This window comes from Arsenophonus endosymbiont of Crataerina pallida (assembly GCF_964020125.1).
Taxonomy (GTDB): domain Bacteria; phylum Pseudomonadota; class Gammaproteobacteria; order Enterobacterales; family Enterobacteriaceae; genus Arsenophonus; species Arsenophonus nilaparvatae.
Genome location: NZ_OZ026540.1, coordinates 1,683,046 through 1,700,077, shown reverse-complemented (window position 1 = coordinate 1,700,077; position 17,032 = coordinate 1,683,046). Strand labels below are relative to the sequence as shown.

At 42.3% G+C, this 17,032-nt stretch carries 8 protein-coding genes, 2 tRNA genes, 2 rRNA genes and 3 pseudogenes; 4 read left to right on the top strand and 11 right to left on the bottom strand.

Going from position 1 to position 17,032, the window contains the following annotated elements; genetic code table 11:
- Positions 1-58 precede the first annotated feature (58 nt).
- The 6 genes from AACL31_RS09170 to rluD all read right to left on the bottom strand — a co-directional run bounded on the left by AACL31_RS09170 (position 59) and on the right by rluD (position 9,986).
- A 23S ribosomal RNA gene (locus AACL31_RS09170) occupies positions 59-2,962 on the bottom strand.
- Positions 2,963-3,335: 373 nt separating this feature from the next.
- A tRNA-Glu gene (locus tag AACL31_RS09165) sits at positions 3,336-3,411 on the bottom strand.
- Between the two features lie 87 nt (positions 3,412-3,498).
- Positions 3,499-5,042, bottom strand: a 16S ribosomal RNA gene (locus tag AACL31_RS09160).
- Together the 16S and 23S rRNA genes with 1 tRNA gene alongside form the textbook arrangement of a ribosomal RNA operon.
- Positions 5,043-5,563: 521 nt before the next feature.
- Positions 5,564-8,146: an ATP-dependent chaperone ClpB gene (gene clpB, locus AACL31_RS09155; protein WP_339053953.1), complete on the bottom strand. Its 2,583-nt coding sequence runs from the start codon at positions 8,144-8,146 to the stop codon at positions 5,564-5,566.
- A gap of 136 nt (positions 8,147-8,282) precedes the next feature.
- On the bottom strand, positions 8,283-9,008 hold the full coding sequence (gene yfiH, locus AACL31_RS09150; protein ID WP_310512877.1) for a purine nucleoside phosphorylase YfiH: 726 nt from the start codon (positions 9,006-9,008) through the stop codon (positions 8,283-8,285).
- Positions 9,009-9,986, bottom strand: coding sequence for a 23S rRNA pseudouridine(1911/1915/1917) synthase RluD (gene rluD / locus AACL31_RS09145; RefSeq protein ID WP_310512878.1), 978 nt, complete (start codon positions 9,984-9,986; stop codon positions 9,009-9,011).
- Positions 9,987-10,119: 133 nt separating this feature from the next.
- Between rluD and bamD the strand changes: the two genes are divergently transcribed.
- The 3 genes from bamD to pheA all read left to right on the top strand — a co-directional run bounded on the left by bamD (position 10,120) and on the right by pheA (position 12,897).
- Positions 10,120-10,851, top strand: coding sequence for an outer membrane protein assembly factor BamD (bamD, locus tag AACL31_RS09140; RefSeq protein ID WP_406850715.1), 732 nt, complete (start codon positions 10,120-10,122; stop codon positions 10,849-10,851).
- 306 nt (positions 10,852-11,157) lie between these two features.
- Positions 11,158-11,487, top strand: a complete 330-nt coding sequence (hpf, locus tag AACL31_RS09135; RefSeq protein WP_310510389.1) for a ribosome hibernation-promoting factor, HPF/YfiA family — start codon at positions 11,158-11,160, stop codon at positions 11,485-11,487.
- A gap of 246 nt (positions 11,488-11,733) precedes the next feature.
- Positions 11,734-12,897 (top strand): bifunctional chorismate mutase/prephenate dehydratase, encoded by a 1,164-nt coding sequence (pheA, locus tag AACL31_RS09130; protein ID WP_310512879.1) that lies wholly within the window; start codon positions 11,734-11,736, stop codon positions 12,895-12,897.
- A gap of 47 nt (positions 12,898-12,944) precedes the next feature.
- On the opposite strand, the pseudogene tyrA reads toward pheA, so the two are convergent.
- Positions 12,945-14,066 (bottom strand): annotated as a pseudogene (gene tyrA / locus AACL31_RS09125) (bifunctional chorismate mutase/prephenate dehydrogenase).
- Positions 14,067-14,080: 14 nt separating this feature from the next.
- Positions 14,081-14,788: pseudogene (locus AACL31_RS09120) on the bottom strand (3-deoxy-7-phosphoheptulonate synthase); the annotation flags it as partial.
- Positions 14,789-14,862: 74 nt separating this feature from the next.
- Here AACL31_RS09120 and AACL31_RS09115 point away from each other — a divergent pair.
- Positions 14,863-15,545, top strand: a protein-coding gene (locus AACL31_RS09115; protein ID WP_339053952.1) for an IS6 family transposase whose coding sequence is annotated in 2 segments (ribosomal slippage) — positions 14,863-15,403 and positions 15,403-15,545 — 684 coding nt in all. Because the reading frame shifts where the segments join, the coding sequence is not laid out codon by codon here.
- Positions 15,546-15,597: 52 nt separating this feature from the next.
- On the opposite strand, the pseudogene AACL31_RS09110 reads toward AACL31_RS09115, so the two are convergent.
- The 3 genes and pseudogenes from AACL31_RS09110 to dicD all read right to left on the bottom strand — a co-directional run.
- Positions 15,598-16,095 (bottom strand): annotated as a pseudogene (locus tag AACL31_RS09110) (IS6 family transposase); the annotation flags it as partial.
- 168 nt (positions 16,096-16,263) lie between these two features.
- Positions 16,264-16,339: transfer RNA gene (locus AACL31_RS09105), tRNA-Phe, on the bottom strand.
- 128 nt (positions 16,340-16,467) lie between these two features.
- Positions 16,468-17,022 (bottom strand): division control transcriptional repressor DicD, encoded by a 555-nt coding sequence (gene dicD, locus AACL31_RS09100; protein WP_310512713.1) that lies wholly within the window; start codon positions 17,020-17,022, stop codon positions 16,468-16,470.
- Positions 17,023-17,032: the final 10 nt, after the last annotated feature.

Sequence of the window (17,032 nt, the reverse complement as noted above, 5' to 3'; positions counted from 1 at the left end):
CCAGATTCAATCTCAAAACAAGCTAAAATTCTCTCTCTCAAAACACCTTCGGTGTTGTCAGGTTAAGCCTCTCGGGTCATTAGTACTGGTTAGCTCAACGTATCGCTACGCTTACACACCCAGCCTATCTACGTCCTCGTCTCGAACACCCCTTATAGGACATTACTGTCAGGGAAGACTCATCTTGAGGCAAGTTTCCCGCTTAGATGCTTTCAGCGGTTATCTCTTCCGCACTTAGCTACCAGGCGATGCCATTGGCATGACAACCTGTACACCAGTGGTGCGTCCACTCCGGTCCTCTCGTACTAGGAGCAGCCCCCCTCAATCTTCCTTCGCCCACGACAGATAGGGACCGAACTGTCTCACGACGTTCTAAACCCAGCTCGCGTACCACTTTAAATGGCGAACAGCCATACCCTTGGGACCTACTTCAGCCCCAGGATGTGATGAGCCGACATCGAGGTGCCAAACACCGCCGTCGATATGAACTCTTGGGCGGTATCAGCCTGTTATCCCCGGAGTACCTTTTATCCGTTGAGCGATGGCCCTTCCATTCAGAACCACCGGATCACTAAGACCTACTTTCGTACCTGCTCGCGCCGTCACGCTCGCAGTCAAGCTGGCTTATGCCTTTGCACTAACCTCACGATGTCCGACCGTGATTAGCCAACCTTCGTGCTCCTCCGTTACGCTTTGGGAGGAGACCGCCCCAGTCAAACTACCCACCAGACACTGTCCTCAGCCCGGATTACGGGCCTAAGTTAGAACATCAAACATTAAAGGGTGGTATTTCAACGTTGGCTCCATGCAGACTGGCGTCCACACTTCAAAGCCTCCCACCTATCCTACACATCAAGGCTCAATGTTCAGTGTCAAGCTATAGTAAAGGTTCACGGGGTCTTTCCGTCTTGCCGCGGGTACACTGCATCTTCACAGCGAGTTCAATTTCACTGAGTCTCGGGTGGAGACAGCCTGGCCATCATTACGCCATTCGTGCAGGTCGGAACTTACCCGACAAGGAATTTCGCTACCTTAGGACCGTTATAGTTACGGCCGCCGTTTACTGGGGCTTCGATCAAGAGCTTCGCCTTACGGCTTACCCCATCAATTAACCTTCCAGCACCGGGCAGGCGTCACACCGTATACGTCCACTTTCGTGTTTGCACAGTGCTGTGTTTTTAATAAACAGTTGCAGCCAGCTGGTATCTTCGACTGGCTTCAGCTCCGGATGCAAGACCCTTCACCTAATGCCAGCGAGCCTTCTCCCGAAGTTACGGCACCATTTTGCCTAGTTCCTTCACCCGAGTTCTCTCAAGCGCCTGAGTATTCTCTACCTAACCACCTGTGTCGGTTTGGGGTACGATTAATGATTACCTATCGCTTAGAGGCTTTTCCTGGAAGCTGGGCATCAACTACTTCACCACCTTGGTGGCTCGTCATCACGTCTCAGTGTTGTAGCAGTGCGGATTTGCCTGCACTACCCACCTACTCGCTTAAACCGGGACAACCGTCGCCCGGATAGCCTAGCCTTCTCCGTCCCCCCTTCGGAGTAACCCTTAGTACGGGAATATTAACCCGTTTCCCATCGACTACGCTTTTCAGCCTCGCCTTAGGGGTCGACTTACCCTGCCCCGATTAACGTTGGACAGGAAACCTTGGTCTTTCGGCGAGCGGGTTTTTCACCCGCTTTATCGTTACTTATGTCAGCATTCGCACTTCTGATACCTCCAGCAGACCTCTCAGTCCACCTTCTACGGCTTACAGAACGCTCCCCTACCCAACAACATCTAAATGTCGCTGCCGCAGCTTCGGTGCATGGTTTAGCCCCGTTACATCTTCCGCGCAGGCCGACTCGACCAGTGAGCTATTACGCTTTCTTTAAATGATGGCTGCTTCTAAGCCAACATCCTGGCTGTCTAAGCCTTCCCACTTCGTTTCCCACTTAACCATGACTTGGGGACCTTAGCTGGCGGTCTGGGTTGTTTCCCTCTTCACGACGGACGTTAGCACCCGCCGTGTGTCTCCCGTGATAACATTCTTCGGTATTCGTAGTTTGCATCGGGTTGGTAAGTCGGGATGACCCCCTAGCCGAAACAGTGCTCTACCCCCGAAGATGAATTCACGAGGCGCTACCTAAATAGCTTTCGGGGAGAACCAGCTATCTCCCGGTTTGATTGGCCTTTCACCCCCAGCCACAAGTCATCCGCTAATTTTTCAACATTAGTCGGTTCGGTCCTCCAGTTAGTGTTACCCAACCTTCAACCTGCCCATGGCTAGATCACCGGGTTTCGAGTCTATACCCTGCAACTTAACGCCTAGTTAAGACTCGGTTTCCCTACGGCTCCCCTATGCGGTTAACCTTGCTACAGAATATAAGTCGCTGACCCATTATACAAAAGGTACGCAGTCACACCCTTTCGGGTGCTCCCACTGCTTGTACGTACACGATTTCAGGTTCTATTTCACTCCCCTCGCCGGGGTTCTTTTCGCCTTTCCCTCACGGTACTGGTTCACTATCGGTCAGTCAGGAGTATTTAGCCTTGGAGGATGGTCCCCCCATATTCAGACAGGATAACACGTGTCCCGCCCTACTCTTCGAGTTCACAACACTTACCGTTTCAGATACGGGGCTATCACCCTTTATTGCCGGCCTTTCCAGACCCTTCTCCTGCGGTAAATATTGATGTTGACTCTGGGCTGCTCCCCGTTCGCTCGCCGCTACTGGGGGAATCTCGGTTGATTTCTTTTCCTCGGGGTACTGAGATGTTTCAGTTCCCCCGGTTCGCCTCATTTGACTATGAATTCATCAAACGATAGTGCATTAATGCACTGGGTTTCCCCATTCGGACATCGCCGGCTAGTACGCTTCATATCTGCTTACCGACGCTTTTCGCAGATTAGCACGTCCTTCATCGCCTCTGACTGCCTAGGCATCCACCGTGTACGCTTCATTCGCTTAACCTCACAACCCGAAGGTGTCTTCTACTGTCTTTTTGTTGGGTTATGGCTGCGCGTCCACCAATTCTTTGTTGGGCAGTGCGCGCAATGCTCACGTACTTTAGTACGCTGCGCTTGCTGTGCGCTGGCCGCCTCGAATTGCTGACTGCTCGCTCATAACGCTTCATCATGACAACAAAAACCCAACTGATTGGAGTTTTGAGAGTTCTCCACACTATTTTTTCAATAATGTGTGTTTCAATTTTCAGCTTGTTCCAGATTGTTAAAGAGCATAATTGGTAAACCAACTCACTAAATTGGTTTAATCATTATTGCGTAAAGCACAAACAGTGCACAACACTAAAAGCTTGATGCACCGCCTTTCTAAATCACTAAAGTGGCGTCCCCTAGGGGATTCGAACCCCTGTTACCGCCGTGAAAGGGCGATGTCCTAGGCCTCTAGACGAAGGCGACTTCAAGCTCTTTAGTCAATCTTAGATTGGCTTTACGCGCTATTTCATCAGACAATCTGTGTGAACACTCACATTCCATCTATCTAGGTAAGGAGGTGATCCAACCGCAGGTTCCCCTACGGTTACCTTGTTACGACTTCACCCCAGTCATGAATCACAAAGTGGTAAGCGCCATCCAAAAGGTTAAGCTACCTACTTCTTTTTCAACCCACTCCCATGGTGTGACGGGCGGTGTGTACAAGGCCCGGGAACGTATTCACCGCGACATGCTGATCCACGATTACTAGCGATTCCGACTTCATGGAGTCGAGTTGCAGACTCCAATCCGGACTTCGACGTACTTTCTGAGTTCCGCTTCCCATCGCTGGCTCGCCTCTCTCTGTATACGCCATTGTAGCACGTGTGTAGCCCTACTCGTAAGGGCCATGATGACTTGACGTCATCCCCACCTTCCTCCGGTTTATCACCGGCAGTCTCCTTTGAGTTCCCGACTCTACTCGCTGGCAACAAAGGATAAGGGTTGCGCTCGTTGCGGGACTTAACCCAATATTTCACAACACGAGCTGACGACAGCCATGCAGCACCTGTCTCAGCGCTCCCGAAGGCACTCCTCTATCTCTAAAGGATTCGCTGGATGTCAAGAGTAGGTAAGGTTCTTCGCGTTGCATCGAATTAAACCACATGCTCCACCGCTTGTGCGGGCCCCCGTCAATTCATTTGAGTTTTAACATTGCGGCCGTACTCCCCAGGCGGTCGATTTAACACGTTAGCTCCGGAGGCCACAGTTCATGACCACAACCTCCAAATCGACATCGTTTACAGCGTGGACTACCAGGGTATCTAATCCTGTTTGCTCCCCACGCTTTCGCACATGAGCGTCAGTCTTTGTCCAGGGGGCCGCCTTCGCCACCGGTATTCCTCCACATCTCTACGCATTTCACCGCTACACATGGAATTCTACCCCCCTCTACAAGACTCTAGCTAACCAGTCTTGAATGCCATTCCCAGGTTAAGCCCGGGGATTTCACATCCAACTTAATTAACCGCCTGCGTGCCCTTTACGCCCAGTAATTCCGATTAACGCTCGCACCCTCCGTATTACCGCGGCTGCTGGCACGGAGTTAGCCGGTGCTTCTTCTGTCGCTAACGTCAATTGCTAAGGTTATTAACCCTAACACCTTCCTCACGACTGAAAGTACTTTACAACCCGAAGGCCTTCTTCATACACGCGGCATGGCTGCATCAGGCTTGCGCCCATTGTGCAATATTCCCCACTGCTGCCTCCCGTAGGAGTCTGGGCCGTGTCTCAGTCCCAGTGTGGCTGATCATCCTCTCAGACCAACTAGAGATCGTCGCCTAGGTGAACCCTTACCCCACCTACTAGCTAATCTCATATGGGTTCATCCGAAGGTGTGAGGCCAGAACGGTCCCCCACTTTGCTCCTTAGAGATTATGCGGTATTAGCCACCGTTTCCAGTGGTTATCCCCCGCCTTCGGCCAGATCCCCATACCTTACTCACCCGTCCGCCGCTCGCCGGCAAGGAAGCAAGCTTCCTTCCGCTGCCGCTCGACTTGCATGTGTTAGGCCTGCCGCCAGCGTTCAATCTGAGCCATGATCAAACTCTTCAATTAAAAGCTTGATGCTCAAAGAATGTTTTACTGACCGTAACGCCCTTTTGTTCAACTCGCTTTGCCAGTATTTGACCGCCTTCGCCGCTGCCGACCAAAATAACGTTACTGCATATTAGTTCATATATGAATTAACTGTTTTGTCACTCTTCAAGACTTTAAAATCAAATATTTTTTGATGATGTCTTGTGAGTGCCCACACAGATTGTCTGATTAATTGTTAAAGAGCGTGCGACCCAGGCCGCGAGGTGGCGTATATTACGCTTTTCACCTTAATACGCGTTTATTCTTTTATTGATGACATAAGTCGCGATAACGGGTCAGCATTATAGGGGCTTTTCTGAAACTAACAACTATTATTTACATTTTTTCTGTTTAAGTGCTCATTTATTGCTCTAACCTTAAATTAATAGTATCTATGCTAGTTGCTAATAATGATCTTTAATCAAGGCGATTGAGTTCTTATAATACTATTGAAGAGGCAAATATTACCTCTTCAAATAAGATTAATAATTTAATTTTATTTATTGCTTAGCAACAATAACACCTTTTTTAATATCTAAAGTGACTTGTTTGCCTGGCACTAATTTGCCTGATAACATCTGTTCAGCCAATGGATTTTCTATCTCTTGTTGGATCGCTCGTTTCAAAGGGCGTGCACCAAATACCGGATCAAATCCCGCTTCGCCTAATTTTTCTAACGCCGCTGGCGTGATTTTTACTTTATAGCCTTGCTCTTCCATTCGCTTATATAAACGCGATAGTTGGATCTGCGCAATTTCTGTAATTTGCTCTTTATCGAGTGGATGGAATACTACTACTTCATCAATACGGTTTATAAATTCGGGTCGGAAACTACGGCTGACAACTTCCATGACGAGCTCTTTCATTTCGTCATAACCCAAACTACCAAAACGCTCTTGGATTAAATCCGAACCTAGGTTTGATGTCATAATGACAACTGTATTACGAAAATCGACCGTTCTTCCTTGCCCATCGGTCAAACGTCCATCATCCAGAACTTGTAATAAAATATTGAAAACATCGGGATGTGCTTTTTCAATTTCATCAAGCAAAATAACAGAATAAGGGCGACGTCGGATGGCTTCCGTTAAATAACCGCCTTCTTCATATCCTACATAACCTGGAGGTGCACCAACTAGCCTGGAGACTGTATGTTTTTCCATAAATTCGGACATATCAATACGTACCATTGCATCGTCACTATCAAATAAAAAATTTGCCAGTGCCTTACATAGCTCGGTTTTACCAACACCCGTAGGACCTAAAAATAAGAATGAGCCAATAGGCCGATTTGGATCTGATAAACCAGCACGACTACGCCGAATAGCATTAGATACCGCATCAACAGCTTCATTCTGACCAATGACACGCTTATGAAGATCCTGTTCCATATGGAGTAACTTTTCACGTTCACTTTCTAACATTCTTGAAACGGGAATGCCTGTCCAGCGCGCTAATATTTCTGCAATCTCTGCATCAGTTACTTTATTGCGCAATAACTTCATGGTGTGACTTTCCGCCTTAGTGGCAGCTTCAAGTTGTTTTTCTAATTCAGGAATTTTACCATATTGCAATTCTGACATTTTAGCTAAATCACCGCTACGCCGAGCCTGCTCCATACTTATACGTGCGTTTTCCAATTCCGCTTTTATATGCTGTGTACCGGTAAGCTCTGCTTTTTCCGCTTTCCACTCTTCTTCTAGCTCTGAATATTCCCGTTCTTTTTCCGTTAGTTCTTCCTCTAACATTTTAAGCCGCTTTTTACTGGCGTCATCAGATTCCTTTTTTAGCGCTTGTTGTTCAAGTTTTAATTGAATAACTCGACGTTCTAAACGATCAAGCGCTTCCGGTTTAGAATCCATCTGCATCCGTAAGCTAGCGCCAGCTTCATCAATTAAATCTATTGCTTTATCAGGAAGCATACGATCAGAAATATAACGATTTGATAAACTGGCAGCAGCAACAATGGCAGGGTCAGTTATTTGTACATGATGATGCAGCTCATAACGTTCTTTCAGTCCCCTTAATATTGCAATGGTGTCCTCAACGGTAGGTTCAGCAACATAAACTTTCTGGAAACGACGCTCTAATGCCGCATCCTTTTCAATATACTGACGATATTCATCAAGTGTAGTCGCACCGACGCAATGCAATTCTCCTCGCGCTAGTGCTGGTTTTAACATATTACCAGCATCCATCGCTCCTTCAGCTTTACCTGCGCCAACCATAGTATGTAATTCATCGATAAACAGAATCACACTTCCTTCTTGTTTGGCCAGATCATTTAAGACAGCCTTTAAGCGTTCTTCAAATTCGCCCCGATATTTAGCGCCAGCTAGCAAAGCACCCATATCTAAAGAGAGAACGCGTTTATTTTTCAGCCCTTCGGGTACTTCACCATTAACAATTCTTTGAGCAAGACCTTCAACAATCGCGGTTTTACCTACCCCTGGTTCACCAATTAAAACCGGATTGTTTTTTGTTCGGCGCTGGAGAACTTGTATCGTTCGGCGGATCTCTTCATCACGTCCAATAACAGGATCGAGTTTGCCTTGTTCAGCTCTTTCAGTTAAATCAATTGTGTATTTTTTAAGTGCTTGACGCTGCTCTTCAGCACCTTGGTCATTAACATTATCACCACCACGCATTTGTTCTATCGCCTTTTCTATATTTTCTATATTTGCTTTATTCGCTCCCATCGTTTTAAGTGTATCTGCCAGGGAGGTTTTGGCATCAAAAATTGCCAGAAGAAATAGCTCTGAGGATATAAACGTATCACCTCGCTGTTGCGCCAACTTATCACACAAATTTAAGTGCCGAATAAGATCGTTTGATGGCTGGATATCACCAGCAGTGCCATGCACTTGCGGTAAGGTATTGAGAATATCGTTTAATTTGTTACTAAGCTGACTAATATTAACCCCTATCGATGTCAATAAAGGACGTAATGTACCGCCTTCTTGATCTAGCAAGGCAACCAGCAAATGTACTGGTTCAATAAATTGATTATCTTGTCCAATTGCTAAAGATTGAGCATCAGCTAGTGCTTGTTGAAATTTGTTGGTAAGACGATCCAAATGCATAATACCTCCAAAATACAATTGCAATCATTTATGCAGATTAAATGAGGTTTTATTTCATATTATTCAAGTTACTTACGATAAAAATCAGCTATTGATATAAAAAATAATAATTAATCTGATTAAAGATTTATTTTAATCAGATCAATGATGCCATTCGTCCTGTCACGCCATCACGTCGATAGGAAAAAAAACGCGTTGGCTCACTAACCGTACAATAGGTTCCACCATAAATATTTTTGACACCCACTGCATTTAATTTCAAACGCGCTAGCAAGTAGAGATCAGCGAGATATTTACCATTATCATAAGCTTTAAAACCTTGCACTAATTCTGCATCATGTTGAATAAAAGCATCCCTGACTTCACTACCTACTTCAAATTTTTCCGCACTAATTGCCGGTCCCAACCAGGCCATAATAGAGGAACCCGGTGATTTAAATTGTTTTATTGCCTTTTCCAGGATCCCGTCACACAAACCGCGCCAGCCAGCATGTACGGCAGCAATTTCCGTGCCTTGTTGGTTACAGAGTAAAACAGGCAAACAGTCTGCCGTCATCACGACACATACCTGTCCTCGCTCGCTACTATATGCAGCATCCGCTTGCCGATTACCATTTTTTTCGTTAGCCAAATCGATAATATGCGTGCCATGTACCTGATTAAGCCAGTAAGGCTGCGTTGGTAGTTGGGCAATTTTCATTAAGCTACTGCGATTCTGTTCCACTAATCTCGTTTGATCTCCGACATGTAACCCTAGATTGAAACTGTCATAAGGTGGCAAACTATCGCCACCAATACGGGTTGTACTGCAAGCCATGACTGTTTTAGGTTGCGGCCAGTCCGGATATATTAAGCTATCCATTTACCAATCCATCTCATCTTTGTGCATCATGGCATCTGCTTTGAGTATATTAATTAGTATAACCATATCTGCAGGAATATCTGCGTGCCACTCCATTTCAATACCTGTACGAGGGTGATATAAACTTAACATCGTGGCATGGAGAGCCTGACAATCAAAATTGTTCATAACTTGACGAAACTCTTCCGAAACACCTTTTAATGGGCGTGGACGGCCACCATATACCGGGTCGCCAACTAAAGGATGATTAATATGCGCCATGTGAACACGAATTTGATGCGTTCTACCCGATTCTAACCTTAATCTAAGCCTGGTATGAGCGCGAAAATGCTCCATTACTCGATAATGGGTAATAGCGGGTTTGCCCAGCGGGTGAATGGCCATATGTGTTCGCTTAGTTGGGTGACGAGCAATAGGTTCATCTACCGTTCCTCCAGCAGTCATACGACCATTTACTACCGCTTCATATTCACGCGTAATCTCTCTTAGCTGTAAAGCTTCAACCAGATGAGTCTGGGCAGGAATCGTTTTTGCAATAACCATTAACCCGGTAGTATCTTTATCAAGCCGATGAACGATCCCCGCTCGTGGAACATTAATAATCTCGGGATAGCGATATAAAAGCGCATTTAGTACCGTTCCGTCAGGATTCCCTGCACCAGGATGAACCACTAAATCACGAGGTTTATTAATGACAATTATTTCGTCATCTTCATAAACAATATTTAATGGAATATTTTGTGGCTGCCAGCGCATATCTTCTTCAATAAGTACATCAATGGCAATTTGTTCGCTACCAAATACTTTTTCTTTCGGCCTATTTATAATTTTGCCATTTACCTGCACTCTATTATCTAAAATCCACTCTTTTATTCGTGAGCGAGAATAATCAGGAAATAATTCAGCTAATGCCTGGTCTAAACGTTGGCCAAGTTGTGATTCTAGAATTTGCGCCTGGAGTTGTAATTGTTGAGCCATAAAATTATCTACAGTAAAGTTTACATTTTGACGGCAGTGCCGTTTTAATTAAAATATGTGCTATTGTAACTCATATTCCGTTTGGGGCTTTATGGAGATCGCCCCAAAAACATTCAGAGGAAATAACCACGTGATTAGAAGTATAAAATATCTGCTGGCAGCAGCCACATTGAGTTTACTTGTTACCGGATGCTCCAGCAATAAGGATACTGTACCAGAAAGCTCTCCCACTGATATCTATACCAGCAGTCAAGAGAAACTACAAAACGGTAATTATAAAGGGGCAATTAAATTATTGGAAACCCTTGATAATCGTTATCCATTTGGCCCTTATGCCCAACAGGCTCAATTGGATATGATTTATGCCTACTATAAATCAGCGGAGCTGCCATTAGCGATAGCAACCATTGACCGATTTATTCGCCTGAATCCAACACATCCCAATATTGACTATGTTTTGTATATGCGCGGTCTTACAGCACAAGCGTTAGACGATAGTGCTCTACAAGATTTTTTTGGTATTGATCGCTCAGATCGCGATCCTCAACATGCAATTGTAGCCTTTAGAGACTTTAGCCAATTGGTTCGTTTTTATCCAAATAGTCTGTATGCAACAGATGCTAGCAAACGTTTAGCCTTCCTAAAAGAGCGTTTAGCAAAATATGAACTGGCTATTATTAAATATTATAATAAACGTGGTGCTTATGTTGCTGTTATTAATCGCACTGAACAGATGCTAAAAAATTATCCCGATACCCAGTCAACACGCAATGCATTAAAATACATGGAAATAGCCTATAATAAGTTAGGTTTAACACAGGAAAAAAATAAGGTTGCAGAATTAATCGCAGCTAACCATGCCTAGAGGCGAAATAATCGTTAGAAGCTATTGATTAAAAACAGCAAAGCTATTTTGCTGTTTTTAACTTTAATAGTAAAAAGAGTTTTAGCCAGATGTTAAATTTTTAAACCGATAAAAATAGCACAATCGAGTAATAATGCAAAAAACCAGTATCTTATGCAAGTAGCAAGCATCTTTTTTTGATAATGCATCACAATCTCACTATTACTTTAACTAGAGACCAAATAAAACCGATCAAGATCACTTTTTTTCTATTAATTATCGCTATTCTGAAAATATCCATAACTCAATGACAAGTGAGGTAGCGATATGATAGTTAGTATAACAAGCAAATGCATAGAAATTACACCTGCTATACGTCACCACATTGAAGAACGTTTGAATAAACTTAGCAAATGGCAAGTTTCTTTAATTAATCCTCACATTGTGCTGTCAAAAGAGCCTCAAGAGTTTATTGTCGACGCCAATATTCACACACCTAATGGAAAATTATTTGCAAGCGCAAAACATAGTAATTTTTATATTGCAACCAATGAATTAATAACTAAACTTGAGAAACAACTTAATAAGCGTCAACATAAAAATGAGGCCAGGCGTGCTTATCCAGCCGCAAAAGAGATAGATCTTGCCGCCTTGTAATAACTATTTCGCCATTTAATCTTTCTCCAAGCGCACTTTTAATAGTGCGTTTTTTATTATGTTATTTGTTTTGCCTAACATAAAAATAAGCTTCATAATTCATACTGATTGAAAACAGGATTAATAATTAAGCTTAATCGTTATACTCACTGAGTTTTTGTTGGCTTCTTGATAATTATCAGAAAGGCGTATTTTTATTATCATTCATCACCCAAAAATAAAAAAATACAACCAGAGAAAATCATTATGGATAATAAATCTAATCTATTAAATATGCAGAAAAAAATAAATGAACTTGATAGTTTGTTATTAAATTTACTGGCGGAAAGACATCATTTAGCAACTAATATCGCTGACGCTAAATTAAAAATAAATCAGCCTATTAATGAGGCAAACGATGAACAGCAATTGCTAAATAGATTAATCGCTGAAGGGAAAAAACAAGGTCTAGATAGCTTTTATATCACGCGGCTTTTTCAAACAATCAATCAAGATTTCGTGTTAACGCAGCAGGCTGTTTTTCAGCAACACTTAAATCCGCTACCAAATAATTCTGGCCGAATTGCTTTTTTAGGCCCTAATGGATCCTATTCTCATCTTGCAGCACGTCAATATTCAGCCCACCATTTTAGCCAATCAATTGAATGTAGTTGTGATAAATTCGAAGATATCTTTGCTTTAGTCGAGACAAAGCAAGCTGATTACGGCATTTTACCTATAGAAAATTCTAGTTCAGGTGCAATTAATGATGTATATGATTTACTGCAAACCACTCCACTTTCAATCGTAGGCGAAATGCGTTTACCTATTAATCACTGCCTACTAGCAATAACTAAAGTACCATTAGAAAATATTGAGACGGTATATAGCCATCCACAACCATTTCAACAATGTAACCAATTTCTACAACAATATCCTAATTGGAAAATTGAATATTGCGATAGTAGTTCCAGTGCTATGCAAAAAGTGGCTAAAATTAATTCAGCTAAAGTGGCTGCATTGGGTAGTGAAATTGGCGGCACGTTATATGGCTTGACCATTTTAGAACATAATATAGCCAATCAATCGAATAATATGACCCGTTTTATTATTATCGCACGTGATGCAGTACAAGTATCAGAGCAAATTCCCGCTAAAACTACATTGTTGATCGCGACCAGCCAACATGCCGGTGCTTTAGTCGATGCATTATTAGTATTGAAAGAACATAATATTGTTATGAGTAAATTAGAATCTCGCCCTATCGATAACAAACCATGGGAAGAAATGTTTTACATTGATGTACAGGCAAACTTACGCTCATTAGATATGCAACATGCTTTAGAAAAGTTAACTGCAATGACACGCTCAATAAAAATTTTAGGCTGCTACCCAGCTGATAATTTAGTATCTACCGGTGTTGCTAACTAAAAAACCGGTTGTATAACCGGTTTTTAAAAAGTATTAATAACAGTAAATTAACGGCTAATATCATTAGCTTGTTGTAATAATGTATTACTTTCTTGCATGAACCGTTTAGCATCTTGACCAAACCATTGGCTAATTCTCTCAAATTGAGAAATAAACTCTTCCTTATCTTTCTCTTTAAGCAATCCAACAGAATGACCAAAACTTTGGTAATATTTAGCAATTAAATCAATGTTTTGATCGGATGCCATAATAATATCTGCATAAAGTTGTGGATCCTGAGCAAACAGACGTCCAACCATTGCTAACTCTAATCGATAAATAGGCGATGAAAGGGTTAACAATTGTTGCAGATCGACTTTTTGTTCTGATAAATATTGTCCATAAGCAAAAGTAGTAAAATGACGAAGTGCCTGGATAAATCCCATACATTTATCATGTTCTACAGCATTAATTTTATGTAATCTGGCTCCCCAAACAGTCAATTGTTCTAATAACCATTGGTATGCTTGTGGATTTCTCCCTTCACAATAAATAATAACCTGTTTAGCAATACTATTTATATCTGAGCCAAACATGGGATGTAAGCCAACAACAGGCCCATTATGCACTGATAACATAGCTTCAAGCGGTTGCTGCTTAATAGAAGAGATATCCATCAATAATGTATCTTCAGACAATTTTGGCAATTTATGGATAACTTCTAGCGTTGAGTGAATGGGAACACTAATCATTACTAGCGCCGCATTAGCCAATAATTCATCAGCTCTATCCCAATCTTGTTCGCTCAAACTATAAACTTCATAGTCCGAGAGTCTAAATAAGCGACTAAATAATTTTCCCATCCGACCTTGGCCGCCTACAATGATAATCGGCCCTAGATCAGCATTTAATTTTTTAAATCCTTGATTATTTTCATGTAGGTAAGATTCTCTCATAATGCGGCGTAAGATATCTTCAATCAGATCAGGAGCAATACCTATTTTTTCCGCTTCTTTGCGACGCGCCTCCAACATTGAAGCCTCACGCTCTGGCACATAGATAGGTAACCCTTGTTAGCTTTTTACCTCACCAACTGCCGTCACTAATTGCATTCTTTTTGCTAATAAAGCTAGTAATGATTTATCGATTTCATCAATTTGTTGACGTAATTGTAATAATTCTGCTGACATCAATTTACCTTGAATTAACTTGCTTTTTCTAGGGTCTTAATACGCTCTTTAAGTACTGAACGAATTTTAGTATGTAATTTTCTTAATACTGCCTCTGTTGTTTCCCAACTAATACAAGCATCAGTGACAGAAACACCATATTTCATTTTAGAACGTAATTGCTCAGAAGATTGACTTCCTTCATTAATATGGCTTTCCAGCATCATACCGGTAATTGACCGATTACCATTTGTAATTTGTTCAATAATAGATTCAACAACTTGCGGTTGACGGCGAAAATCTTTTTGAGAATTACCATGGCTACAATCAATCATTAAAGAGGGTGATAAATTAGCATTGCGCATCTGTATTTCACAATTTGCAATATCTTGCACACTGTAATTTGGCTTTTCCCCTCCTCTTAAAATGATATGACCATCAGGGTTACCTTGCGTTTGTAATAAACAAACCTGACCTGATTGATTGATACCCATAAACCGATGTGGCATTGCAGCAGCTTTCATTGCATTAATTGCTGTAACTAAATTACCATCAGTACCATTTTTAAAACCAACCGGCATGGAGAGTCCTGAAGCCATTTCACGATGTGTTTGCGATTCAGTTGTTCTAGCACCTATAGCGGACCAACTGAATAAATCACCTAAATATTGTGGGCTATTTGGATCAAGTGCTTCTGTCGCTAATGGCAATCCCATATCGACAAGCGATAATAGTAGTTTACGGGTTCTGTCGCATTAAAAATGTCAGCCTGATAAAATGAATATTTGAATATTGTTTTCAGATATGAGTAGCTTCCATGTGTATTGTTAAACAAAGCTTTAAACGTCTCCATTATCCCGTCGATGTCATTTTAGTGTGTCTACGTTGGTATCTGGCGTATTCCTTAAGCTTGCGCAACCTTGAGGAGATGATGCAGGAAAGAGGTATTTTTGTTGATCACTCCACCATTCATCGCTGGGTTTTACGACTAACGCCAAAACTCGCCAGGGTTGCCAGAAAGAAACGAAAAATCTATGGCGGCACCTGGTATCTGGATGAAACCTATATCAGGATAAAAGGGAAATGGCATTATCTTTATCGTGCCGTTGAGGCTAGCGGTGAAACGATAGATTTTGTTCTCAGTCAAAAGCGAAATAAAAAATCTGCATTACGCTTTTTGAGGAAAGCTATCCATCAAAATACCTACCCTATGGGGGTGAATATTGATAAAAGTGGTGCTAATCTGGCGGCATTGATGTCACTTAATCAGCGTGAACTGGGGATGAAAATAAGACAGTGCCGTTATAAAAATAACATGGTAGAGCAAGATCACCGTTTCATTAAAAAACGCTATCGAGCTTGCTTGGTTTTAAGACGTACCGAACGGCAAAAGTTTTACTGGAAGGAATAGAAATATTGCATATGCGCCATAAACAACAAATCCCGATCAATGGCCTAATTCTCTGTCCAGCCGATGCTTTTTACACCTTAGTCGCCTAACAATTCTTCTAACTACCACAAATTAAACTTTCAACATTAATGCGACAGAACCCTTAATCTGTCGGTGTTCAACATCAGACGGACATTGGCCTTCACGTTTGAGCTGAGCAAGCGCACGAGCATATGTCGGAGACTTATCTGTATTGATAACGCGTGGGATCTGTCCCTGTTTTACATTATTTAAAATTTTACCCAGAAACCGGTATGCCGCTTTGCTATTACGCCGTGGTGAAAGGTAAAAATCCAGAGTACGCCCCCTGTTGTCTACAGCGCGATACAGATAAGCCCAGCGGCCATTCACCTTTATATACGTTTCGTCAATGTGCCACGGGCAAAGAGCGGAAGGGTTACGCCAGTACCACCGCAGCCGTTTTTCCATTTCAGGTGCATAACGCTGAACCCAGCGATAGAGGGTAGTGTGGTTAACATGCACGCCGCGCTCGGCCAGCATCTCTTGCAGCTCACGATAACTAATGCCGTATTTACAGTACCAGCGTACCGCCCACAGTATGATGTCGCGGGTAAAGTGTCGACCTTTAAAAACATTCATGTAGGGCATCATTGATTAAATCGTCAGGAATGATTATCAGCGATTCGATTCGATCTTTGCAACAGGGCCGTAAGTCTGGATGCAGTAAAATCATTAAATCAATATTCAATCGAGAATGATTTCAAAAAATAATCGAAATTCTCAGTTTCAATCACCGTGCTAGGAATGTGGTGCCCGGAGGAGGAATCGAACCACCGACACGAGGATTTTCAATCCTCTGCTCTACCGACTGAGCTATCCGGGCAACGCCGCGCATTAAACCCTATTCCACACAACTCGTCAATGTATTTCCGGTAAAAAACGCGAAATCATGCTTATTTGCTGTTTTTTTGAACCACGAGATAATGACTATCTTTTTTGTAAATTATTTTTTTAATTTAATGCATCATTCTTTCTACATTTAGCAATAGTTAAGATATCTTCTGCTAGTAGTTTTGCGATCAAAACATTTTCAATATTTCTCTTAACCACTAATTTGCTTAGACAACCTTCTAAAATTAACTCCATTTGCTTAGCAACTTGCTTGCTGTCGTCTATATCTAGTTGCCTTAGCAGCTCAAGACTAAAATTAAATGACAATTTTTTTTGCTGTTCACTCAGTTGATGAATTGGATGCTCTGGATCTGGAAAAATACTGCATGCAGCAATAAATAGGCAGCCTGGAAAGCGATTATCGCTGACTTTTTGAGCTAACTGGTTATAACGGGCTAATAGTTTTTCTTCCGGCGAAAGTTGGTCATTGAGTTGTATCTGCCGCTGCCAGGTCTCAATTTGTTGACTATGGTGACGTAAACAATCATAAAGCAACGCTTCATTATTTGGCCAAAATTGACGCGATTTATTGAATTCTACTTTAAGTTTATTAAGTAATATTTCAATATTACAGCCAAGGCCATGTTGTTCTAACAGTTGTAGTACAGAGTTCAGTACTTGCTCA

Excerpts from the sequence above, each read along its gene's own strand:
- pheA (WP_310512879.1), top strand. The coding sequence starts at position 11,734 with ATGGATAATAAATCTAATCTATTAAATATGCAGAAAAAAATAAATGAA.
- clpB (WP_339053953.1), bottom strand. The coding sequence starts at position 8,146 with ATGCATTTGGATCGTCTTACCAACAAATTTCAACAAGCACTAGCTGAT.
- hpf (WP_310510389.1), top strand. The coding sequence starts at position 11,158 with ATGATAGTTAGTATAACAAGCAAATGCATAGAAATTACACCTGCTATA.
- rluD (WP_310512878.1), bottom strand. The coding sequence starts at position 9,986 with ATGGCTCAACAATTACAACTCCAGGCGCAAATTCTAGAATCACAACTT.
- yfiH (WP_310512877.1), bottom strand. The coding sequence starts at position 9,008 with ATGGATAGCTTAATATATCCGGACTGGCCGCAACCTAAAACAGTCATG.